Consider the following 21,997-nt stretch of genomic DNA (forward strand, 5'->3'; position numbering starts at 1 on the left):
GGGGCCACGCACCCTTCAGCGCGTGGCCCCGTCCTGTGGTGGGGGCGTCAGGTCGTTTCGGTGTACGCGCCCAGGCGGCGGAAGCGGGCGGCGCGGCCTGTTTTCAGGTCGGCGGGTGCCTGCTGCATCAGGTCGCGCAGGTGGCGGGTCACGGCCTCGCCGACGGCGTGGGCGGCCTGCTGGGGGTTCAGGTGCGCGCCGCCAGCGGGTTCGGGGATGACTTCCTCGACAATCCCGAGTTCCAGCAGGTCCGGGGCGGTCAGGCGCAGCGCCTCGGCGGCCAGGGGGGCCTTGCTGGCGTCCTTCCAGATGATGCTGGCCGCACCCTCGGGCGAGATCACGGAGTACCACGCGTTCTCCTGAATCAGGACGCGGTTGCCCACGCCGATGGCGAGCGCGCCGCCGGAGCCGCCCTCGCCGATCACGACGTTCACGACCGGCACGCGCAGGTTCAGCATGCGGCGGATGCTCTCGGCAATCGCCCAGCCCTGGCCGCGCTCCTCGGCTTCCAGGCCGGGGTAGGCGCCCTGGGTGTCCACCAGCGCCACGACCGGCAGGCCGAACTTGTCGGCAAGGTCCATCAGGCGCACAGCCTTGCGGTAGCCTTCGGGGTTGGCGCTGCCGAAGCGGCGTTTGATCTTGCTTTTCGTGTCGCGGCCCTTCTGTTGCAGCAGCAGCATGACGGGCACGCCCTGCCAGCGGGCGGGACCTCCGATCAGGGCAGGGTCGTCGCCGTAGCGGCGGTCGCCGTGCAGTTCCGTGAACTCGGTGCACAGGTGCTCCACGTAGTCCAGCGCGGTGGGGCGGCCGGGCGCGCGGGCCAGTTGCACGCGCTCCCAGCGGGTCGGGGCGGCCTTCGGGCCGGGGGTGTGGGCGGCGCGCAGGCGGTCCACCTCGGCGCGCAGGGGGGTGATGGCCGCGTCGAGGTTCTGGCCGGTGTTGCGGGCCGTGACTTCCAGGTCGTGAACGCGCGCCTCGAGTTCTTTCAGGGTGTCGAGGCTGGTGGGGTTGGTGGTCATGCGCGGGCCTCCTGGCGGGTCAGCAGGCCCAGCAGCGACGCGAGGTACTCGCGCTGCTCGCGGCGGTCCACGACGGCGTCCACCATGCCGTGCGACAGCAGGAACTCGGCCCGCTGGAAGCCTTCCGGGAGGCTCTGGCGGATGGTCTGCTGGATCACGCGCGGTCCTGCGAAGCCGATCAGGGCGCCGGGCTCGGCGAGGATCACGTCGGCGATGGTGGCGAAACTGGCGGTCACGCCGCCGGTGGTCGGGTCGGTCAGGACGCTCACGTATGGCAGGCCCCGCTCGGCGAGCGTTTCGAGGGCGACGGTGGTTTTGGCCATCTGCATCAGCGAGAGCGCGCTTTCCTGCATGCGGGCACCGCCACTGGCAGTCACGATGACCAGCGGCGTGCCGTACCGGGCGGCGTGCTCTGCGGCGCGCGCGATTTCCTCACCGACGACGCTGCCCATGCTACCGCCAGAAAAGGCGAAGTCCATGACGGCCAGCGTCAGGGGCACGCCCAGAACGGTGCCGGTGCCGGTCAGGATGGCGTCCGGGCGTCCGGTTTTCTTCTGCGCGCGTTTCAGGCGGTCCGGGTAACTTTCGGTGTCCTGAAAGGCCAGGGCGTCGGTGGGGTGCACCGAGCCGGACAGCTGCACGAAGCTGCCGTCGTCCAGCAGGACCTGCACGCGCTGCGAGGCGTCCAGGCGCAGGTGGTGTCCGCACTTGGGGCACACGAAGGCGTTGGCCTCCAGGTCACGGTTGTACAGCCCCTCTTTGCAACTGGGGCACTGGGTCCATAGGTCGGGCACGTCCGCGCCGGTCTGCTGCTGGGGGCGGCGGCGGCGGAAAAATCGGTCAAGCGCCATTCGGTGAGTCCTCCCGGATAAACATCCTTACCCGCGCATTCTAGTAGCCGACCCCACAAGAGTTTGCACCGGGTTCAACAGAACACCCGGCGCAGCAGTCAGTTCTCATGCGAGCCCCAAAAATGAACAGGTCCTCCCGGGGGCCGGGCCAGCCTTCTCATGTGGGTTCGCGCCTTGCGTGGTCGCTGTTCCCTGGGGGCAGGCGGGGGGCGCTCAGCCCAGCTTGCTTTTCAGGTAATCGTCCATCTGGGCCAGTTGCAGGTTCATGTCCTTCTGCAGGGCGTCCACCCGGCTGGCTAGGGCACTCACGTCCGCGCCCGCGCCACCGCGCGCCCCTTCCAGCACCCCGAACCGCTCATCCATGTGCGACTGCAGCAGTGCGAAGCGGTTGCCTTCCTGCTGGTCCAGGCTGACGCGCAGGGCCTCCATGTCACGCAGCAGCTTGGCGCTGTCCGCCTGCGCCCGCAGTCCGGTGATGCCCGCCCAGAAGTAGAACAGCAGCGTGCACACCGCCGCCACGATCAGCAGGATCAGTCCGATCGGCACCTGCCGGTACGTCACGAAGCCCAGGCTCAGCGTGTGGGGGAACATCAGAGAATTGGTGTTCAGCATGGCAAAAATCGCCAGCAGTGCCAGCATGATGATCAGGACAGTGGTCCGCATACCCTCACCCTAACACCCACCCTTCATGAGAGCCCGCGCGGCAGGTTGCGGGAATATTCACGCACGTACCCCCACACACCCCCCCAACCGGTCACGCCCAGGGGCCGGAGTATGCTGAGGCACTATGTCACTCGTCGTTCTGGTCACCCTTCCCCCCGAACGGGCGCATGACCTGGCCCGCACCCTCGTCTCCGAGCACCTCGCCGGTTGCGTGAATATCGTGCCCGGCCTGCTCAGCGTGTACCGCTGGCAGGGCGAGGTCGCCGAGGACCCCGAGAGCCTGCTGCTGATCAAGACCAGCGGCGAGCAGTACCCGGCCCTCGAGGCGCGCATCAAGGCCCTGCACCCCTACGAGGTGCCGGAAATCATCGCCTTGCAGTACGACCGGGCCCTGCCGGAATTCCAGAGCTGGCTGCGCGAAGCCCTGACCACACCGCAAAAAGGCTGACGCGCACCGGCTGACGACAGCGCCGCCCACAGGCTGGGGCGGCGCTGTCGTCAGCCGGTGCGCGTCAGGCGGGACTCATACGGACTCCGCTTGTCTCCCACTCGCTCTGCGGCGCAGCTCTACGAGTCCGCCCGGATCGAACGGTTTTGCAAACCATGCGATTGGAGTTCGTATCAGCTGAAGTTCGAGAGGATGACCTTCACGCCGCGCAGCTTGAAGGACATGGTGCAGCCCGCGAGGCTGTTCTGATCGGCGCTGATGGTGGCGTTCAGGCTGGCCTGGTTCGCGCCGCCCTCGGTCAGGGTCTTGATGAAGGCGTCACTCTCAGCCGAGGTGGCCTTCAGGCTCACCTGGGTGTCCGACACCGCGTAGGTGGCGCTGCCCGCCGCGACCGCGCTGCGGGTCAGGGTGAACGTCACGTTCGGCTGGTTGCTGAAACTGGCCTTGCCTGCCGCGTCCCCGACTTCCAGCGCCAGGGACTTCAGGGTCACGGCGACCGTGGCGGGCGCGGCGGCGGCGCAGGCGCCCATCACGACAGCCTCGCTGAATCCGGCCTGGAATTCCACGCCGTGCGGGCGGATGCCGAAGGGAATGTTGTCGGGGAACTTGATGTCATCGAAGGCGCTGCCGGCCGTGCTGTAGCTGACGGTGCCGCGCACGGACTCGATGGTCAGCGGCGAACTGGGGGCCAGGACCTTGCCGTCCAGGCCGGCCGGGTTCTCGACCGTCTGCGGGGGCACCAGAGCCCCGGCGATCTTCCCGCAACTGGCGAGGGTGGTGGCGAGGGTCAGAACGGCGATCAGGGAAACGGTGCGCTTCATGGGGCTCCTTGTGAGGCAGGGCAGAGAGGGCGTGTGAGGCAGGAACGGCGCGCCGACCATGAGGAAACGCTCAGGGAACACTGAAGGTCCGTTCGGCTATGAAGGCAGTCTAGGGACCAGCCCCGCACGGGGATGCGGAGCATTTCACAGCCGACCTTCATGACGTGCAGCCCCGAATCCTGAAAGAGTCCTGTCAGGGCGCCCCGTTCCGGCACAACGAACACGCCCCCGCACGTGGCGGGGGCGTTTCTGTGGCGGGCCCTGCAGGACTTGAACCTACGACCCTCGGTTTTGGAGACCGATGCTCTACCAACTGAGCTAAGGACCCTGGGACTGCGTGCGCGGGGCACGAGCGCATGCAGAGTAGCAGAGCTTTCCGGAGGGCGCAAGTGTGCGGGGCGTCCGCTCTGCTCCCACTCGCGTCCGCCCGGATTGAACGGCTCTGCAAGCCATTCAAATCAGATCAGGCCGCCGCCCAGCATCAGGCGTAGCGCGCCGAGCAGGGCGACCACGGCGTTCAGGGTGACCGCGCCCCGGTCACGGGCGAGCGAGCCGAAGATCAGGCCCAGCACAGCGGGCGGCAGCACGAACAGCCAGTTGAGCCAGCCGAGCAGCGGCAGGAAGCCCAGCACCAGGCCGATGGCGGCCAGGATGCCCAGGATCAGGGAGAGGGTTCTCATACCTGTCCATACGCGCTCTGACCGGCGGGGGTTGCGCGTCTGTTCCGCGCGGACGGGCGTGGGGGGTGGGGTGTAGCTTGGGCTGCGATGACTCTCAAACCTTCCAGATCGACTCCGGCGCGCCTGCCGGTGGGCGCGCGGGCACGGGCGCCGCAGGTGCTGGGCGCGCTGGAGGCGCTGTACCCGGACGCCCGCACGGAACTGGAGTTCCGCACGCCGTTCGAGCTGCTGGTCGCGACGGTCCTGAGCGCGCAGGCGACGGACGTGAGCGTGAACGCCGCGACGCCCGCGCTGTTCGGGGCGTACCCGGACGCGCACGCCATGAGCGCGGCGCATCCGGAGGACATCGAGCCGTTCATCCGCCGAATCGGGCTGTTCCGGGGGAAGGCGCGGAACCTCGCGGCGCTGGCGGGCCTGCTGGTCGAGCGGCACGGGGGCGAGGTGCCGAATGATTTTGAGGCGGTGGTGGCGCTGCCCGGCGCGGGCCGCAAGACAGCGAACGTGGTCCTGAGTAACGCCTTCGGGTACCCGGCCATCGCGGTGGATACGCACGTGGGGCGACTGGCGCGGCGGCTGGCCCTGAGCGTGCAGACCAACCCAGATAAGGTGGAGACGGATCTGCAGAAGCTGTTCCCGCGCGGACGGTGGGTGTTCCTGCACCACGCGCTGATCCTGCATGGGCGGCGCGTCTGCACGGCCCGCAAACCGGCGTGCGGGGCATGCGTGATGGCCGCCTTCTGCCCGAAAGTGGGCTTGGAGTGAGCGCGCCGGGGCGGGGGCAGTCGTGGCGGTTCTCGCCGCAGGTGTGGTTGTTCCTGGCGGCCGTGTTCTCGTTCGGGCTGTCGCAGGCGTTCACGAGTCTGTTCCTGAACTTCTACCTGCGGGCGCTGGGCCTGGGTCCCGAGTGGCAGGGCCTGATGAACGCGCTGCCGGCCGTGACACTGGCCGCCCTGAGCCTGCCGGCGGTGGCGCTGGCGCGGCGCATCAGCAACGCGCATACCCTGAAGGTCGGCGCGGTCCTGAGCCTCGTGGGCACGGCGCTGCTGGCCGTGGCGGGCGGGCCGGTGCTGGTGATCGCCGGGGCGCTCGTGCAGGGGGCGGGCGCGGCCCTGACGGTCGTGGCGTCCTCGCCGTTCATGGCGAACAACAGCGACGAACGCAACCGCGTGACGCTGTTCAGCGTGCAGAACGCCCTGATGACCGGCGCGGGCTTCCTGGGGAACCTGCTGGGCGGACAGGTGCCGGGCCTGTACGCCGCCTGGACCGGCACGCCCGCCGACGGCGTGGGTGCGCTGCGTACGGCGCTGCTGGTCGCGGTGGCGCTGCAGCTGGCCGGGTTGATCCCGGTCCTGGGCCTGAAACCCAGCGGGAAGACCGCCCGCGAGGGCCGCAGCTTCAGCATTCAGGAGAAGGGCACCATGGCGCGGCTGGTCGCGCCGAACATCCTGGTGGGCCTGGGGGCCGGGGCGACCATTCCGTTCCTGAACGTGTTCATCGAGGGGAAATTCCAGATCAGTTACGCTGGCCTGGGCACCCTGTTCGCCTGGACGAGCCTCGCAACGGCCGCCACGGCGCTGCTGCAACCGCTGCTGGTGCGGCGCATGGGGCCGCTCCAGGCGGTGCTGGTCGTGCAGGCCAGTTCACTGCCGTTCCTGGCGGTGCTGGGGTTCGCGCCGAGCCTGTGGCTGGTCACGGCGGCGCTGTTCACGCGCGGCGCCCTGATGAACGCAGCCGGGCCGGTGTACAGCGCGTACGCCATGAGCGCCCTGCCGGACCGGGACCGGCCCATGTACTCGGCCGTGAACGTGATCCCTGGGACCTCGGGTGGGCGGTCAGCAGCGTCCTGTCCGGCGTGGTGCGCGGCGCGCTGCCGTTCACGCTGGCCTTCCAGGTGCTGTTCGGGTGGACCCTGCTAATGTACGCCGGGAGTGTCCTGGCCATCTACCTGGGCCTGTACCGCCACGCGAACCGCACCGCTTCCGCGCCCGCCGCCTCACCGCCCGCGTGACCCCTTCACCCGGCCGGGGGGGTAGACTGCCAGTGATGAGTGACTCCTCCCCCCTTCGCCGCCTGCACCACGTTCAGGAACTTGATCTGAACCTTGATCGCCTGCGCGATGAGGAAAGCAACATTCCTGACGAGCTGCGCGCCGCCCGCGCCGAACAGGAACGACTGAACAACGAACTCGAAGACACCGAGATCACCCTCGAAGGCGTCGACAAACGCGTCCGGCAGCAGGAACTCGACCTGGCCGGCACGCGCGAACAGATCGCCCGCGCCGAGGAGGAACAGGAGAAGAACGCCTTCGACGCCCGCGCGCAGTCCCAGTACGGCAGCCGCATCCAGATGCTCAGCGAACGCGCCGACGAGATGGAAGAAGACCTCGTGCCGCTGCGCGAGCGCCAGCGCGAACTGAACGAACGCGCCGCCGACCTGCGCACCCAGCACCGCGCCCTGCGCCCCAACCTGAACACCCTGGAAGAACAGGACGACGCCCGCGTGCAGGACCTGCGCGCCCAGGGCGAAGCGGACCGCCAGGAACGCGCCCGCCTCGCCGGGGAACTCGACACCCGCACCGTGCGCGAGTACGACATGATCCGCCGCGCCAAGAAGGGCCTGGGCGTCGTGGAGATCAAGGCCGGACGCTGCAGCGGCTGCAACGTCATGCTGCCCGTCAACGTGCAGCAGAAAGCCGCGCTGGGCAAACTGCCGCCCGTGAAGTGCCCCAGCTGCGGCCGCTTCCTGATCCGCCTCGACCTCGCGTAAGCAGGCCAGACAGCACCCCCACCCCGCCGCGTGGCAGGGTGGGGGTCTGTGTTAGGGGATGGGGATCGCCGTCATACGGATTCCGTCTGTTTCGTTAACAACCCGGAAGGATGCCGGGTTGCCAACTCCACGCCCGGAATCCTCTTTGCTCCCACTCGCTCCGCTCGGATTGAACGGTTTTGGCAAACCATTCAATCGGAGTCCGCATCAGAACTCGTCGCGTTCGAACACCGCGCGGATCTGCTCTCGCGTCAGGCCCTGTCCCAGCAGGATCAGCAGTAGCAGCCGGGCCTTGTGGGCGTTCAGGAAACTGGCGGGGATCGCGCCGGCCTCGACTAGGGTCGCGCCGCCCCCCGCGTACCCGTATACGGGCAGGACCGGCCCGGCGTGCGTGCGGGTGGCGATGATCACAGGCTTGTCGGTCGCGCGGATCAGGGGCAGCAGTTCGGCCGGGAGGTTCCCGGTCCCCAGGGCCGCGATGACCAGCCCGTCGGCGCGCTGCGCGGCCTCGGCGTAGCCCTCGCCGGTCCAGCCGGCGTAGGCGTACAGGATTTCCACGCGGGCGTTCAGGTGCGCGGGGCGGTACGTGGCGCGGGGTTCGGGCCGCGCGAAGTAGTGCAGGCGGGGCGTGCGGCCCTCGCGGTCGATGCGGCCGATGGGGCCGGGGTACCCGCCGAAGGCGTCCACGGCGGTCGTGTGGATCTTCGTGACGGTCCGCGCGTCGAAGATGTCCCCGCCGATCACCACGAGCGGCCCGCGCTCGCGGCTGCTGGGGTGCAGGGCGACGTGCGCGGCGTCCAGCAGGTTGGCCGGGCCGTCCCAGCTGACTTCCTCGGCGTGGCGCATGCTGCCGGTCAGGACGACCGGGACGGGCACGTTCAATGTGAGGTGCAGCGCGAACGCCGTTTCCTCCAGGGTGTCGGTGCCGTGCGTGACCACGATGCCGTCGTGGTCGGGGGCGAGCGTCTCGATCAGCGCGGCCAGTTGCCCCATGTGCGCGGGGGTCATGTGCGGGCTGGGCAGACTGAAGGGCTGCACGTCGTGCACCTGCACGCCGTCCAGGCCGGGCACGCTGGGCGCCTGCTGCGGCGTCAGGCCGCGCCCGTCGGGGCTGGGGCGGCTGGCGATGGTGCCGCCCGTATGAATGACCGCGAGTCTGGGTGGGGTGGACATGCCCGTGATGCTAGAGCAACCGCGCCCCGCCGCTCCCCGGTCTGTCCGGACGGGCGGCGGAGCGCGGTCTGCGGGTCCGGTTCTGAGGTCCGGGTCAGCGGCGGCGCAGTCTGGCCCACACGAACGACAGACCGAACACGGCCAGCGTCAGTGGGAGCTCGGCGCTCAGGGCGGCGTTCAGGGGCGTGCCGGCGGCGGTGCGCTGCCACAGACCGATGCCCAGCCACAGCAGCGCGGCGGCCAGGGCAATGGCCAGGGGTGGCAGGCGGTTCATGCCCCTCAGCTGTGAGCGGCATCGATCAGGGCCTGAGCGCCCTGGGCGAGCATGTCGCTGGCCAGTTCGGCGCCCATGTCGGCGCACTCGCCGGGGTCGCCCTGCGTGGTGGCGCGGATGACCTGCGAGCCGTCCAGCGCCGCAACCCAGCCTTCGAGGGTCAGGATACCGCCCTTGACGCTGGCGTGCGCGCCGACGGGGGCCATGCAGCCCGCGCCGAGGCCCGCGAGGAATTCGCGTTCGGCGGTGATGCGGTCGTCGGTGGTGTGGTCGTGAATGGCGTACGCGACCTCGATGGTCAGGTCGTCGTCCGAGCGGGTCTCCAGGGCCAGGGCGCCCTGGCCGGGGGCGGGCAGCATGATGTCGGGTTCCACGAACTCGTCGATGCGGTGGCGCATCTCGGTGCGGATCAGGCCGGCGGCGGCGAGGATGATGGCGTCGTACTCGTCGCCGGCCAGCGCGGCGAGGCGCGTGTCGATGTTGCCGCGCAGGTCCACGACCTGCAGGTCCGGGCGGTACGACAGCAGGAAGGCCTTGCGGCGCACACTGCTGGTGCCGATGCGCGCGCCGTGCGGCAGGTCCGCGAGGCGTTTACGGCCTTCCTTGCCGATCAGGACGTCGCGGGCGTCCACGCGGCGAGGAATGGAACTGACTTCCAGGCCTTCGGGTTGCTCGGTGGGCAGGTCCTTGAGAGAGTGCACGGCAATATCGATGCGTTTTGCCGCCAGGGCCTCCTCGATCTCGGTGATCCAGAAGCCCTTATCGCCCTTCTGGGCCATGGCCGCGAGGCTGCCGCGGTTGCGGTCGCCTTTCGTGCTGATGGTCTGAATGCGGAAGTCTGTGTCCGGCCATTCTTCCTTCAGGCGGCCAACCACCCACTGGGTCTGTGCGAGCGCGAGAGTACTGCCGCGCGTTCCTACCGTCACCATGCGCATAACCCGCACATTATACGGGTTGGCGGGTACGAATCGTCCCGGATGGGGCGGACATGAAGGTCAGGGGGCGGGCCGCTGCGTGCGGGGCGGGCCTTTTCTGGCGCTGGGAGCGTGCAGAATGCAGGCATGACTTTCCCGGCAGGGTTCGTGTGGGGTGTGTCCACGGCGGCGTATCAGATCGAGGGTGGCGGCGAGGCGGGGGGCGGCGGGGGCCGGGGGAGCGTGTGGGACCTGTTCAGCTGGGCGCGCGGCGTGCCCGGAGGCGAGGCAGCCAGCGGGCACGAGGGGCTCTGGCCGCGTGACCTGGACCTGCTGCGCGACCTGGGCGTGGGTGCGTACCGGTTCAGCGTGGCGTGGTCGCGGGTGCAGCCGGGCGGGCGTGGGCGGGCCAGCGTGCCCGGACTGGCCTTCTACGACCGCCTGACCGATGAGCTGCTGGGCCGGGGCGTGCAGCCGTGGGCGGCGCTGCACCACTGGGATCTACCGCAGGCCCTTCAGGACGCGGGCGGGTGGCTGGCCCGCGACACGGCGTACCGTTTCGAGGAGTACGCCTCGCTGGTCGGTGAGCGCCTCGCGGACCGCGCGGCGGCGTTCGTGACGCTCACGGACCCGTTCACGGTGACGGCGCAGGGGCATGTGCTGGGCACGCACGCGCCGGGGCTGCGGCTGGGCCTGGACGCCTTCCCGGCGGCGCACCACCAGCTGCTGGCGCACGGGCTGGCGGTGCGGGCGCTGCGCGAGGCGGGCGCGCGGCAGGTGGGCCTGGCGAACGGGTACGCCCCGGCGTGGCCCGCCACGGACCGCGACGAACGGGCCGCGACCCTGATGAGCACCCTGCGCGGCGACCTGTTCACGGACCCCCTGCTGCGCGGCGAGTACCCGGCCACGCTGCTGAACCTGCTGTCCGAGCGCGCGCCGCAGGTGCTGGAGGCGGTGCAGGCCGGCGATCACGCGGTCATGGCCGCGCCGCTGGATTTCCTGGGCGTGCACTACACCCAGCCGGACTGGGTGCGCGCCAGCAGCGGCACCCTGCTGGGGCTGGAGGTCGGGCACGTCCCGGACCGCGAGCGCACAGCGTCCGGCGCAGCGGTCGTGCCGGAGGGCCTGACGCAGACGCTGACCGGCCTGAAAGCTCGCTACGGCGACACCTGCCCGCCGCTGATCGTGACGGTCGGCTCCGCCGGGGCCGCAGACACCGACATCCCGGACGATGGGGGCCGCGTGCGCGACGACGCCCGCATCCGCTACCTGGACCGGCACCTGGAGGCCGCCTCCGACGCGCTGACGCAGGGCGCACCGGTGCGGGGCGTGTTCGTGCACAGCCTGCTGGACGGCTTCGAGTGGAACGCCGGGTACAGCCTGCGCACTGGTCTGGTGCACGTGGACTCCGGCACGCTGGAACGCACGCCCAGAAGCAGTTTCCGCTGGCTGCGCGACCGGTTGCGCACGCAGGGCTGAGCGTCCCGTCACGCGCAGGTTCGGGGTCCGGTTCCGTCGGACATGCGCCACTCGGCGGATGCGGGAACGGGTGCGTTCGACCTAGCCTGTCAGGATGACGGCGTCTGCTTCCCCTCCCTCCTCCTCCCGGCCGGACGCTCCCTTACCAGACAGACCCTCGACGGCGCTGGGCGTGCTCGCCACGTACCTGGGGCCCCTGAAATGGCAGGTGACGGCCCTGGCGGCGCTGCTGCTGACCGGCACGGCCCTGAACCTGACCCTCCCGCAACTGCTGCGGCAGTTCGTGGATAACGCCCGGCTGGGCGGCGCGGCCGATCCGGGCCTGCTGGCGCGGCTGGCGGGCCTGTACATCGCGCTGGCGGTGGGCGTGCAGGTCATGACGGCCGGTGCGACGTACGTGGGCGCGCGGGTCGGCTGGACCGCCACGAACCGCCTGCGGGCCGACCTGATGGACCACCTGCTGTCCCTGGACATGCGTGAGCACAAGGAACGCACGCCGGGCGAGATGATCGAACGCATCGACGGGGACGTGACGGCGCTGAGTAACTTCTTCTCGCAGTTCGCGGTGCGGGTGTTCGGGGCGGCGCTGCTGCTGACGGGCGCGCTGATCATGTTCTTCCGCGAGGACTGGCGCGTGGGCCTGGGCGTGACGACCTTCACGCTGATCACGCTGATCGCCATGAACCGCGTGCGGAAACTGGGCGTGGAACCCACCCGCCTGGAACGCGAGAGCAGCGCCCGCCTGTTCGGCTTCGTGGAGGAACGCCTGACCGGCCTGGAAGACATCCGCAGCCTGGGCGCGGGCGGCCACCACCTGAACCGCTTCCTGGGCGTGCAGCGGGAGTACTTCACGCGGTCCATCAACTCCTGGCGGCGGCGCAGCGTGGTGTGGCAACTGAGCATGCTGCTGTTCGCCGTGGGGTACGTGGCCGTCCTGAGCGCCGCCGTCGGCCTGTACGCCGCCGGGAGCATCACGCTGGGCACGGCGTTCCTGATGTACCAGTACATGACCCTGGTGGAAGAACCCATCGATCAGCTCACGCAGCAGCTTCAGGACCTCCAGAAGGCCGGGGCGAGCATCGGGCGCGTCTCGGAACTGCTGGCCCTGCGGACCGCCGTCACGGGCGGAAATGCGCCCCTGAGCGCCGGGCCGCTGGCCCTGGATTTCCGGGACGTGTCGTTCACGTACGCGCCCGAGGACCCCGAGGCGCGCGGCGTGCTGAGCGGCGTGACCTTCCACCTGCCCGCCGGGCAGACCGTGGGCCTGCTGGGCCGCACCGGCAGCGGCAAGACCACCCTGACCCGCCTGATCTCCCGCCTGTACGACGCCACCGAAGGGCAGATCACGCTGGGCGGCGTGAACATCACCCACACGCCCCTGAAGGACCTGCGCCGCCGCGTGGCGGTCGTCACGCAGGACGTGCAACTGTTCCAGGCGAGCGTGCGCGACAACCTGAGTTTCTTCGACCCGACCGTCACGGATGAGCAGGTGGAGGCGGCCCTGCACGAGGTCGGCCTGGGCACGTGGCTCTCGCGGCTGGAACAGGGCGTGCGCACCCCGCTCCCCACCGGCAGCCTCTCGGCCGGGGAGGCGCAACTCCTGGCGTTCGCGCGCGTCATGCTGCGCGACCCGAGCGTCATCATTCTCGACGAACCCAGCAGCCGCCTCGACCCCGCCACCGAGGCCCTGCTGACCGCCGCCATGACCCGCCTGCTCTCCGGGCGCACCGCCATCATCATCGCGCACCGCCTCGACACCGTCGCCCGCGCCGACCGCATCCTGGTCCTGGGCGGCGGCGAGGTGCTGGAAGACGGCCCCCGCGCCGACCTGGCCCGCGACCCGCACAGCCACTACGCCGCCCTGCTGCGCGCCGGAACGCTGGACGAGAACGCGCCGGAAGGAGTGCTGGCATGACGGGGCGCAGGATGCCCGGCGCCGTCTGCACTGCCCTCCCGCTGACCGCCGCCCGCGCGCCGCGCACCCCCTGGAGTCCCGCATGACCACCTCTCCCCTGCCGCCCGCCGCAGCCGTGAAGGAACGCACGTTCGCGCTGTCACGGGAACTGTTCCGGTACAAGCCCGGCCTGTTCGCGTTCAACCTGCTCATGTGGGGCATGGTGCACGCCAGCCCCGCCCTGCTGACCCTGGCCGTCAGCGGCGTGTTCCGCCACCTGGAAGAAGCGGACGCCCTGAAAACCGGCGGGCAACCCCTGAACCCCGCCATTGCGGCCGCGTGGGTATCGCTGGCGTGGTTCACGTTCGTGCGTCTCAGCCGCTTCGGGATCTTCTACGGCGCGTTCCGCGCGTGGATTGAACTGTGGTACACGCTGGACGCCCTGGTGCGCCGCAACCTGCTGGGCTACCTGCTCACCGCCCGCCGCAGCCGCCGCCTGCCCGACACGCCCGCCGAGGCCGTCAGCCGCTTCCGGGACGACGTGGACGACGTGGCCGGGTACACGGAAGTCTGGGTGGACGGCGCGGGCTTCGTCGCGTACTCCCTGATCGCCATCACCCTGATGGCCCGCGTGGACCCCCTGATCACGCTGCTGGTGTGCGCGCCACTGCTGCTGATGATCGCGTTCGTGCAGCGCCTCTCACCCACCATCCGCACGTACCGGCGCCGCATGCGCGAGGCGACCGCCCGCGTCACGGACTTCATCGGCGAGACCTTCGGAGCGGTCAGCGCCGTGAAACTCGCCGCGCAGGAAGACCGCATGGTCACGCACCTGCGTTCCCTGGGCGAAACGCGCCGCCACGCCGCGCTGCGCGACGTGCTGCTGACCGAACTGATCCGCGGCGTGAACACCAACATGGTCAACCTCGCCGTGGGCCTCGTGCTGCTGCTCGGCGCGAACAAGGTCCGGGGCGGCGCGCTCGACGTGGCCGACTTCGTGCTGTTCATCGGCCTGCTGCCCCGCCTGACCGGCAGCATGGGCTTCTTCGGAGACGCCATCGCCCGCCACCGCCGCACCGGCGTCAGCTACGACCGCATGACCCGCCTGCTGCAGGACGCACCCGACACCACCATCGTCGCCCACCACGACGTGCACCTGAACGCCGACCCGCCCGCCCCCGACCCCGCCCCACCCCACATCCCCCTGCAGGAACTGCGCGTGGAAGGCCTGAACGCCACGCACCCCAGCGGCCTCGGCGTTCACGACATCAGCTTCAGCGTGACACGCGGCGAGTTCATCGTCATCACCGGCCGCATCGGCAGCGGCAAAAGCACCCTGCTGCGCGCCCTGCTCGGCCTGATCCCCACCCAGAGCGGCCAGACGTACTGGAACGGCCAGCCCATCGACGACCCCGCCACCTTCCTCGTGCCGCCCCGCAGCGCGTACACCGCCCAGATCCCCAACCTGTTCAGCGACACCCTGCAGGAAAACATCACCAGCGGCAGCCCCGACACCAACCTCAGCCGCGCCGTGAAACTCGCCGTGCTCGAACCCGACCTCGACACCCTCGGCAGCGGCCTCACCACCCCCGTCGGCGCACGCGGCGTGAAACTCAGCGGCGGACAGATCCAGCGCGCCGCCGTCGCCCGCATGCTCGCCCGCGACGCCGACCTCCTCGTCTTCGACGACGTCAGCAGCGCCCTGGACGCCCGCACCGAAGCGCAACTCTGGCAGGGCCTCGCCAGCACCGACGCCACCTGCCTCGTCGTCAGCCACCGCCGCGCCGCCCTCCTGCGCGCCGACCGCATCCTCATCCTCCAGAACGGCACCCTCACCGACCACGGCACCCTCCCCGAACTCCTGGGGCGCAACGAAGAAATGCGCGCCCTCTGGCACGACGACGCGGCAGAGGGGGAATAGGAAGGGCGACCCCTCAGTCAGCTTCGCTGACAGCTCCCCTCAAGGGGAGCCTAGGGACTGGCTGACGTAACCGTCACAGCGACCCGGCCCGTCGTGCGCGCAGCGCGCGGGGCGCACGCGGCAGGGGCGGAGGAGGGCGTGTGAGGCGTGGCCGTCCCCGCCCGATATCCACTGACCACCTCAGAGAAATACCTGCCCAGTGCCAACGAAAGCCCCCCCTGCCCCCCTGGGGTAGGGGGCTGGGGGGTGGGGCAGCACACGGGAAGCCCGTAAGTAACCCTCAGATCTCCTGCAAGGGAATAGCCGCCAGCCACGCCGGAACCTCGTCCGGGGCGTACGTGTCGAACACGAGCCGCGTGAGGGACACGAGCGGGTACCCTTCGAGGTCTCCTTCGACGGGGCGGCGGTCGACGATGCAGGCGATGGCGGCGCAGCGTCCTCCGGCGGCTTCGGCGGCGCGGACGGCTTTGAGGACGCTGCCGCCGGTGGTGAGGACGTCTTCGACGGCGATGAAGGTTTCGCCGGGGTTGATGGTGAAGGCTTCGCGGATTTTCATGCCGCCGTGGCCGTCTTTCTCGGCGAAGATGGCGCGGGTGCCGTAGTGGCGGGCGGTTTCGTAGGCGAGGACGACGCCGCCCATGGCGGGGCCGATGAGCAGGTCGGCGTAGATGCCTTTTTCTTTGAGGTGGGTGGCGAGGGCCTGTCCGATCTGTTCGGTGAGGTGGGGGTGCTGGAGGAGGGTGGTGCTCTGGAGGAATTTGGGGCTGTGGCGGCCGGAGGCGAGGAGGAAGTGGCCTTCGTGGTACGCGCCGGCCTGCTGGTAGAGATCCAGGACGTTCATGTGGGTCAGTATTTCATCCTGGGCGGCCGGAGCGGTGCCGGTTGGGGGGCTGGGTTCCATTGCGTGGGGGTGGGGTGGGGGCATGATGGCACATGGATTCGGTGACTTTTCCGGGGGCGGTAGCGGTGGGGGCGCGGCGGCGTCTGCTGGGGATTTCGCTGGTGGCGTTGGCGCGGGAGGCGGGGGTGTCGCCGGAGGTGCTGCGGTTGCTGGAGGCCGGTGAGTACGATCCGCGCAGTCTGCATGTGCTGGCGCGGCGGGTGCTGGTGCACCGGCTGGACATCACGCTGGACTGACTGGCGGCGGCGCAGGGCAGCGTAGGCGTGCTGGCTGATGCGCCGCACCCGCGTGGCGCGCTTGAATGGCGTGTATGACGTGTGAAGGAACGGCCGGGTGCGTGCGGGGCGCGCGCCGTGAAGAATGACGGTCAGCGCGCGGTGCGTGTGGGGGGTGGTGCGGCGTGAATCAGGCGTTCGTGGATGCCAGCTGGAATGAGGGACCGGACGCCGAGGGGCGACTGGTGGGCGTGGGCGGTTGGGGGCTGGTGCTGATCGTGCCGGGGCAGTTACCGGCCCGTTTTCAGGGGCAGCTCCGCGCGCCGGACAACAACGCAGCCGAGGTGCGCGCGGTGCTGGAGGCGGTGCGGGCCGCGCCGGTCGGCGAGGCGCTGACGGTGCATACGGATAACGAGGCGGTGATCGCGTCGGTCGGGCGCGGGCGAGGGCCGGAGGTCCTGACGGACGCGGCCCGCGAGGTGCTGGAGGAGGTCGCGGCGCGGGGCGTGGGGCTGCGCGTGCGGTACGCGCCGCGCACGCGGCGGCACATGCTCACGGCGCACGAGTTGGCGAACGACGCGCGGCGGGGGCTGGGCACGCCGGGCCTGACGGCCGCCCGGTCGGACGTGCTGATCGAGCAGCGCGCCGCCGGGGACGAGGCCCGCGTGAGCCTGCGCCGCCCCGGTGAGCGCGTAACAGCGCACGTGCCGCTGGACGTGATGTCCGAGGTCCCGCCGAGCGCGCAGGCACTGCTGGCCGCCGTGGGCCTGGCCCTGCCGGGCGAGGTGCTGGTGGTGCGGCGCGCCAGCCGGGTCGCGCAGGCGCTGTGGCACCGGCCCGAGCGGGCGCTGCGGGCGGGCGCGCAGGCGACGCTGCAACTCGCGCGCCGCGCCGCCGACGAGAACGGCGTGCAGGTCGAATTCCTGGGCGTAGGCTGAGGGGAACGGTGATGGTTGAAGGTTGATGGTTGAAAGAAGCGCGGCTCCATCAACTATCAACCTTCAACCATTGACTCTCTGCGCGCTACGCTGGGCAGCATCATGAGGTTCTCTTCGTTCGCGGTGGAAAGTGGTGGGGTGGCGGTGGCTGGTGGGCAGGGGTCCGAGGTGCGCGTGTGGGGCGAGTCGGACGTACTGGTGGTGTCGGCGCCGCTGCCTGGGGTGCTGCGGGTGCGGTTGATGCCGGAGGCGCGGGCGAACTCGCTGGGCTTTCCGCGCGCTCCGGTCAAGCAGAGTTTCGCGGTGCGGCCGGACCTGCCGGATGGCCTGAGCCTGAACGCGGCGGATCTGGATGACGAGTTGCTAGTGATCGGGGGTGGGTTGTCGTTCCGGCTGAACCGCGTGTCGGGGGCGTGGCAGGTGCTGACGGGGAGTGGGTCGTCGGCGCGGGTGCTGGTGTCGACCCCCGTGTGGGGCGGCGAGGCTCCGGCGCAGCGTCCGGCGCTGGATGCCGAGCGCTTCAACCTGCGCCGCTCGCGGCTGAGCCTGGAGGCTCCGGAGGGCGCGGCGTTCCTGGGGTTCGGGGAGCGGGTGGGGCCGATCGATAAGCGCGGCATGCACCTGACCTTCTGGAACACGGACTGCTTCCCGCATCACACGGAGACGGACCCGCTGTACGTGTCAGTGCCGTTCACGACGGTGCTGCACGGGGGCCGGGCGCACGGGGTGTTCGTGGATGAGCCGTGGCGGATGGAGGCGGACGTGGCGCGCGCGCATCCGCACGAGGTGCGGTGGGCGTCAGCGGGGCCGGAACTGGACGTGTACGTGCTGTCGGGGCCGCGTCCGGCGGATGTGCTGCGGCGGTACGCGGACCTGACGGGGTACGCGCCGATGCCGCCGCTGTGGGCGCTGGGGGCCGGTCAGAGTCGCTGGGGGTACCGCACGGCGGAGGACCTGCGGGCCGTGATTCAGGGGTACCGGGACCGGGGGCTGCCGCTGGACAGCGTGTACGTGGACATCGATTACATGGATGCGTACAAGGTGTGGACGGTCAGTCGCGCGAACTTCCCGGACCTGCGGGCGTTCGTACGTGAGGCGGCCGCGCAGGGCGTGAAGCTCGTGCCGATCATCGATCCCGGCGTGAAGGTGGAGGCCGGGTACGACGTGTACGAGGAGGCGGTGCGTGGGGATCATCTGGTGCGCACGGCACGCGGGGACGTGCTGGTCGGCGAGGTCTGGCCGGACCCGGCGGTGTTCCCGGATTTCACGCGGCCCGAGGTGGTGGGCTGGTGGGCGGGCCGGCATAAGTTCTTCGCGGACCTGGGCATTCAGGGGCAGTGGAACGACATGAACGAGCCCGCGTGCTTCAGTCTGCGCGAGCCGCGTGAGACCGAGGGCAAGACGCTGCCGTACGACGCGCGGCATGGGAACCGCTCGCACCTGGAGGTGCATAACGCGTACGCGAACGGCATGAGCGAGGCGAGCCGCGCCGGGTACGCGAAGTTCAGTCCGCAGGTGCGCCCGTGGATTCTCACGCGGGCCGGGTACGCCGGGATTCAGCGGCACGCGACCGTCTGGACCGGGGATAACACGGCCACGTGGTCGCACCTGTCCCTGAGTCTGCCCATGATTCAGGGGCTGGGGTTAAGTGGCATTCCGTTCGCCGGGGCGGACGTGGGCGGGTTTGGCGGGGACACGACCGGGGAGTTGCTGGCCCGCTGGTACCAGGCGGCCGTCGGGTACGCGTTCCTGCGCAACCACTCGGCGCTGGGCACGGCGGATCAGGAACCCTGGCGGTTCGGGGACACCTTCACGGACGTGATCCGCGCGGCGCTGGAACTGCGCTACCGGCTGCTGCCGCACCTGTACACGCTGGCGCAGGCGGCGACCCGCACGGCCCTGCCGGTCATGCGCCCGCTGGCGCTGCACTGGCCAGCCGACGAGGACGCTGTGCGCGAGGACACGCAGTACCTGCTGGGCGAGGGCCTGATGGTCGCGCCGGTCCTGCGGGCCGGGCACCGCCGCCGGCTGGTGTACCTCCCGGCGGGCCGCTGGGCGGAAGTGTTCAACCTCTCGGAGTTCGGGGCGGTGCACGCGGGCGCGCAGCACGTCGTGGCGAACGCGCCGCTTCACACGCTGCCCATGTACCTGCGGGCCGGGGAGGCCGTGCCGGTCACGGAGGCCGCGCTGCACACCACCTCGGCCCGCTGGGAGCGGCTGTCATGGCTGGTGCACGCGGGCCGCGACGGGTTCATCGGGCAGCTGTTCGAGGATGCCGGGGACGGCCCGGCCGGGGGTCGCCTGACCCGGCTGGTCGGCGAGCGTCAGGGAGCGCGCCTCGTCATCCGCCGTGAGGCCGAGGGCGACGCCGGGACGTTCGAGCAGCGCGAGGCCCTGCACATCCTGGGCCTGTCGCACGTGCGCGAGGTGCAGGGCGCAGCCAGTTTCGCGTACGAGGACGGCGTGCTGCGCCTGACCCTCCCGGCCCGCTGGCAGAGCGTGACGCTGCACCTCGACGACGACGGCGACGACGAGGTGCTGCCCGGCGACCTGCTGCCCATCGACTGATCCGATCAGAGCAGCGCCCCGCCGACTGAACGGGCGGGGCGCTCTGCTGGACCGGTGAGGTCAGGTGGCGTTGCGTGTGGCGTGCCGGACACGCAGGGCGAACAGCGCGGCGATCAGGTACTTGATGACGATGTCCGCGAAGATGATCTGCGCGATCTGCGAGGCGGGCATGTCGCCCCAGAAGGCCAGCAGGTTGAACAGCACGCTGTCCAGCGGGACGCTCACAGCGTTGCTGGCCAGCACCCGCGTCCACCAGCTGCGCTGGATCAGGCGCTGGTACACGGCGGTGTCGGCCAGTTCGCCGGCCAGGATGGCCAGGAAGCTCGCGCCGATGAACCGCCACGGGGTGCCCGTGATCAGTGCGACGGCGGTGTTCACGATCAGCGCGGCGGCGATGGCCACGTACACGGCGTTCAGGCCGCCGGCGCGGTGAATGCGGTCGCGCAGCGTGAACACCGCCGCGAAGAAGATGGTGCCCACGCTCAGCAGGCCGTACAGCGGCAGCGGAATGAAGGTATTCAGCGTCAGGTTCGCCAGCAGGATACTCAGGGCGTACAGGCCGATCAGCAGCAGGGGCAGCGGGGCGAGCAGGCTCCGCGCGGGGGGGGATTTCATAGGGGTGACCTCCGGCCGCAGCGACAACACAGGTCACGGGCCGCCCACGAGCTTACAGCATTTGCCATAAAGAAAGCATCTTGATGGCCGAGCGGAGCGAGTGAATTTGACCGAGCAGGACGGACTGGAACAGCCGCGAAGCAGAGAATGGAGGCATCAGGAAAAAGGATTCCTGATGCCGTAATTCGGAGCACCGCTCTAACCCATGGCGGCTTTCAGGCGTGCGGGGGCCGGTGGGGGTGCGGTCAGCGGCGGCGGCCGAAGCGCAGGCGGGGCTGGGCGGGTTCGTCGGGTGCGGCGGCTCCCTGGGTGGTTTCGAATTCACGGACGGCGGCGGCCAGCCACTCGGGGTACGCGCCCGTTTCGAGCAGTTCCCGCTGCGGAATCCAGTCGGCGGCCGTGATCAGGTCGGCGTTGGGGGCCAGGATGCCCGCGCTGTACTCGGTGCCGAAGATCATGTTCAGCCGGGCGTCCGCGCCGCTGTCCTGCGGGCCGCGCGAGGCGTGCGACCCGATGAGTTTCAGGTCACTGACGACCAGTTTCACCTGTTCGCGGATCACGCGGCGCAGGTTCATCTCGACGAGGTTCTGGCCGCTGCTCAGGCCCAGCAGCAGGCCCGGCAGGCCCTGGTCCCCGCCGGGCAGCAGGGGCTGGTGGGGCCGGACGATCAGGTACGCGCCCCGGTGACGGATAAGCGCGAACACGCCCACCTGAAAGGTGGCGGGCACGGTCTGTTCTACGGTGTGCATGCTGGTCACGGGAACTCCTGTGCAGGCCGGGGGTGGGGCGTGGTCCTGCCCCACCGGGCGCTGCGCCCATTGTAGTGCCTGCCTGCCGGCCCTGAGGACCGACTTACCGGCCGACCTGCCGGGGGTATCCGGCCGGGGGGGGTGATGGGTGGTCATACGGGTTCCGTTCGTTCCTTCTGGCATCCGCTCGGGTTGAACGGTTGTTGCAGACCATCTAAGTACGTTGAAGCTAACACTGCGAGATTCCGGGAAAGCGCCGGAACCTCTCCATTCCCGCTTCAACGTACTTTCTTCTGCTACGCGCTCCGCGCGGTTTATCTACAAGACAAACGCAGTGTACTTAACCGGCGTCCGTATCAGGAGCGGCGCAGCGGGGCCACGATGGGTGCGGCGTTCAGTGTACAGGCCAGTTCCTCCAGGGCGGCGTCGTGCGCGGGGTTCGTCCAGGCGGGGGACTGCACCAGCAGCAGCGAGGTCACCCGCGCCGGGTCGGGCAGGCCCGCGCCGGGTTCCGGCTGGCGCAGCAGGGTGGTGCGCGCCAGCAGGGGCGCGGGCAGCAGGTCGCGGATCTCGCCGCGCGTGCGGTCCAGGTCGTGGCCCTCCGCAACGGGCAGGTCCGCGTGCCAGTCGGGGTACAGGGTGGTGACGTGCCCGATCAGGCCTCGCGCGAGGCCCAGACCCGCCCAGTTGCCCGGGCGGACGCGCGCAGGGTCGCCGCTGCGGCTGCCCAGATCATGGTGGGAATCGAGATTCAGGACGTCCAGGCCGGGGTACCGTTCCAGCCACGCCCAGGCGTCCGCGTGACTGAGGGTCACGAACGCCGGAACGCCCGCGTAGGCGCGCAGCGCCTCCCAGCCGGGGTACAGCGGGAAGTCCGCGTCCAGCGCCGCCCAGTCGCTCCCACCGCGCCTGTGAACGCGGTGGGTCCAGGCGGCGTGGCGGTCGTGGTCCCGGTCGCGGGTGCCCCAGATCGGCGCGTCGAACACCAGTTCACGAGTGCCCGAGAAGGCGTCCCAGTCGATACTCAGCAGCACGCCTCCAGCTTACGCGGATGGCGGATGGCGGATGGCGGATGGCGGATGGTCAACAGCGTCTGCTCGGCGTACCC

Annotated in this window: 21 protein-coding genes, 1 tRNA gene and 1 pseudogene; 10 read left to right on the top strand and 13 right to left on the bottom strand. The window is 70.2% G+C overall.

All coding sequences use genetic code 11. The features are described from left to right. Nucleotides 1-47: 47 nt before the first annotated feature. The 3 genes from M8445_RS03105 to M8445_RS03115 all read right to left on the bottom strand — a co-directional run bounded on the left by M8445_RS03105 (nt 48) and on the right by M8445_RS03115 (nt 2,533). The gene (locus M8445_RS03105; protein ID WP_273989593.1) at nt 48-1,019 is read right to left on the bottom strand and encodes an acetyl-CoA carboxylase carboxyltransferase subunit alpha; all 972 of its coding nucleotides are present in this window, start codon (nt 1,017-1,019) and stop codon (nt 48-50) included. Continuing rightward, nucleotides 1,016-1,870: an acetyl-CoA carboxylase, carboxyltransferase subunit beta gene (gene accD, locus M8445_RS03110; RefSeq protein WP_273989595.1), complete on the bottom strand. Its 855-nt coding sequence runs from the start codon at nt 1,868-1,870 to the stop codon at nt 1,016-1,018. Before accD ends, M8445_RS03105 begins: the two co-directional genes overlap by 4 nt. Before the next feature lie 213 nt (nt 1,871-2,083). Then, on the bottom strand, nt 2,084-2,533 hold the full coding sequence (locus M8445_RS03115) for a LapA family protein (protein WP_273989598.1): 450 nt from the start codon (nt 2,531-2,533) through the stop codon (nt 2,084-2,086). A gap of 124 nt (nt 2,534-2,657) precedes the next feature. On the opposite strand from M8445_RS03115, the gene cutA reads away from it, so the two are divergent. Beyond that, the gene (gene cutA / locus M8445_RS03120) at nt 2,658-2,981 is read left to right on the top strand and encodes a divalent-cation tolerance protein CutA (protein WP_273989600.1); all 324 of its coding nucleotides are present in this window, start codon (nt 2,658-2,660) and stop codon (nt 2,979-2,981) included. A gap of 173 nt (nt 2,982-3,154) precedes the next feature. Here the strand turns inward: cutA and M8445_RS03125 are convergent, their stop codons facing one another. From M8445_RS03125 to M8445_RS03135, 3 genes are all read right to left on the bottom strand, one after another. Further along, a complete protein-coding gene (locus tag M8445_RS03125) occupies nt 3,155-3,802 on the bottom strand; it encodes a hypothetical protein (protein WP_273989602.1) in 648 nt (215 codons plus the stop codon). A gap of 252 nt (nt 3,803-4,054) precedes the next feature. After that, nucleotides 4,055-4,130: transfer RNA gene (locus M8445_RS03130), tRNA-Trp, on the bottom strand. 130 nt (nt 4,131-4,260) lie between these two features. Further along, the gene (locus M8445_RS03135) at nt 4,261-4,482 is read right to left on the bottom strand and encodes a hypothetical protein (RefSeq protein ID WP_078301879.1); all 222 of its coding nucleotides are present in this window, start codon (nt 4,480-4,482) and stop codon (nt 4,261-4,263) included. Nucleotides 4,483-4,569: 87 nt separating this feature from the next. Here M8445_RS03135 and nth point away from each other — a divergent pair, with 87 nt between their 5' ends. The 3 genes and pseudogenes from nth to M8445_RS03150 all read left to right on the top strand — a co-directional run bounded on the left by nth (nt 4,570) and on the right by M8445_RS03150 (nt 7,248). Beyond that, nucleotides 4,570-5,244: an endonuclease III gene (nth, locus tag M8445_RS03140; RefSeq protein WP_273989604.1), complete on the top strand. Its 675-nt coding sequence runs from the start codon at nt 4,570-4,572 to the stop codon at nt 5,242-5,244. After that, a pseudogene (locus tag M8445_RS03145) lies at nt 5,202-6,490 on the top strand (MFS transporter). Before nth ends, M8445_RS03145 begins: the two are co-directional and overlap by 43 nt. 35 nt (nt 6,491-6,525) lie before the next feature. Further along, nucleotides 6,526-7,248 (top strand): zinc ribbon domain-containing protein, encoded by a 723-nt coding sequence (locus M8445_RS03150; protein WP_273989606.1) that lies wholly within the window; start codon nt 6,526-6,528, stop codon nt 7,246-7,248. Between the two features lie 207 nt (nt 7,249-7,455). Here M8445_RS03150 and M8445_RS03155 read toward each other — a convergent pair whose 3' ends face one another. From M8445_RS03155 to hemC, 3 genes are all read right to left on the bottom strand, one after another. Continuing rightward, nucleotides 7,456-8,421, bottom strand: a complete 966-nt coding sequence (locus tag M8445_RS03155) for an asparaginase (RefSeq protein WP_230270073.1) — start codon at nt 8,419-8,421, stop codon at nt 7,456-7,458. A gap of 94 nt (nt 8,422-8,515) precedes the next feature. Then, a complete protein-coding gene (locus tag M8445_RS03160; RefSeq protein WP_273989608.1) occupies nt 8,516-8,695 on the bottom strand; it encodes a hypothetical protein in 180 nt (59 codons plus the stop codon). A 5-nt stretch (nt 8,696-8,700) separates the two neighbouring features. Continuing rightward, nucleotides 8,701-9,630, bottom strand: a complete 930-nt coding sequence (gene hemC / locus M8445_RS03165) for a hydroxymethylbilane synthase (RefSeq protein ID WP_273989610.1) — start codon at nt 9,628-9,630, stop codon at nt 8,701-8,703. Between the two features lie 126 nt (nt 9,631-9,756). On the opposite strand from hemC, the gene M8445_RS03170 reads away from it, so the two are divergent. The 3 genes from M8445_RS03170 (at nt 9,757) to M8445_RS03180 (ending at nt 14,903) form a co-directional block, all read left to right on the top strand. Further along, nucleotides 9,757-11,088, top strand: a complete 1,332-nt coding sequence (locus M8445_RS03170; RefSeq protein ID WP_273989612.1) for a family 1 glycosylhydrolase — start codon at nt 9,757-9,759, stop codon at nt 11,086-11,088. A gap of 94 nt (nt 11,089-11,182) precedes the next feature. After that, nucleotides 11,183-13,003 carry an ABC transporter ATP-binding protein gene (locus tag M8445_RS03175; protein ID WP_273989613.1) on the top strand — a complete coding sequence of 607 codons (1,821 nt, stop codon included), beginning with the start codon at nt 11,183-11,185 and terminating at the stop codon, nt 13,001-13,003. An 82-nt stretch (nt 13,004-13,085) separates the two neighbouring features. Continuing rightward, entirely contained in the window at nt 13,086-14,903 is a 1,818-nt protein-coding gene (locus tag M8445_RS03180; RefSeq protein WP_273989614.1) for an ATP-binding cassette domain-containing protein, read from the top strand. 280 nt (nt 14,904-15,183) lie between these two features. Here M8445_RS03180 and pyrE read toward each other — a convergent pair whose 3' ends face one another. Further along, nucleotides 15,184-15,744: an orotate phosphoribosyltransferase gene (gene pyrE, locus M8445_RS03185; RefSeq protein ID WP_273989616.1), complete on the bottom strand. Its 561-nt coding sequence runs from the start codon at nt 15,742-15,744 to the stop codon at nt 15,184-15,186. A gap of 92 nt (nt 15,745-15,836) precedes the next feature. On the opposite strand from pyrE, the gene M8445_RS03190 reads away from it, so the two are divergent. The 3 genes from M8445_RS03190 to M8445_RS03200 all read left to right on the top strand — a co-directional run bounded on the left by M8445_RS03190 (nt 15,837) and on the right by M8445_RS03200 (nt 19,525). After that, nucleotides 15,837-16,040, top strand: a complete 204-nt coding sequence (locus M8445_RS03190; protein ID WP_273989618.1) for a helix-turn-helix domain-containing protein — start codon at nt 15,837-15,839, stop codon at nt 16,038-16,040. A 164-nt stretch (nt 16,041-16,204) separates the two neighbouring features. Continuing rightward, nucleotides 16,205-16,957, top strand: coding sequence for a ribonuclease H family protein (locus M8445_RS03195; protein WP_273989620.1), 753 nt, complete (start codon nt 16,205-16,207; stop codon nt 16,955-16,957). Nucleotides 16,958-17,059: 102 nt separating this feature from the next. After that, complete coding sequence (locus tag M8445_RS03200; RefSeq protein WP_273989621.1) at nt 17,060-19,525, top strand: glycoside hydrolase family 31 protein; 2,466 nt, start codon at nt 17,060-17,062, stop codon at nt 19,523-19,525. A gap of 60 nt (nt 19,526-19,585) precedes the next feature. On the opposite strand, the gene M8445_RS03205 is transcribed toward M8445_RS03200, so the two are convergent. From M8445_RS03205 to M8445_RS03215, 3 genes are all read right to left on the bottom strand, one after another. Beyond that, the gene (locus M8445_RS03205) at nt 19,586-20,140 is read right to left on the bottom strand and encodes a VUT family protein (protein ID WP_273989622.1); all 555 of its coding nucleotides are present in this window, start codon (nt 20,138-20,140) and stop codon (nt 19,586-19,588) included. Between the two features lie 245 nt (nt 20,141-20,385). Then, nucleotides 20,386-20,889, bottom strand: a complete 504-nt coding sequence (locus tag M8445_RS03210) for a hypothetical protein (RefSeq protein ID WP_380091515.1) — start codon at nt 20,887-20,889, stop codon at nt 20,386-20,388. A 356-nt stretch (nt 20,890-21,245) separates the two neighbouring features. Next, nucleotides 21,246-21,923, bottom strand: a complete 678-nt coding sequence (locus M8445_RS03215) for an arginase (protein ID WP_273989625.1) — start codon at nt 21,921-21,923, stop codon at nt 21,246-21,248. Nucleotides 21,924-21,997: the final 74 nt, after the last annotated feature.

Origin of the sequence: Deinococcus aquaticus (assembly GCF_028622095.1) — a bacterium.
Taxonomy (GTDB): Bacteria; Deinococcota; Deinococci; order Deinococcales; family Deinococcaceae; genus Deinococcus; species Deinococcus aquaticus.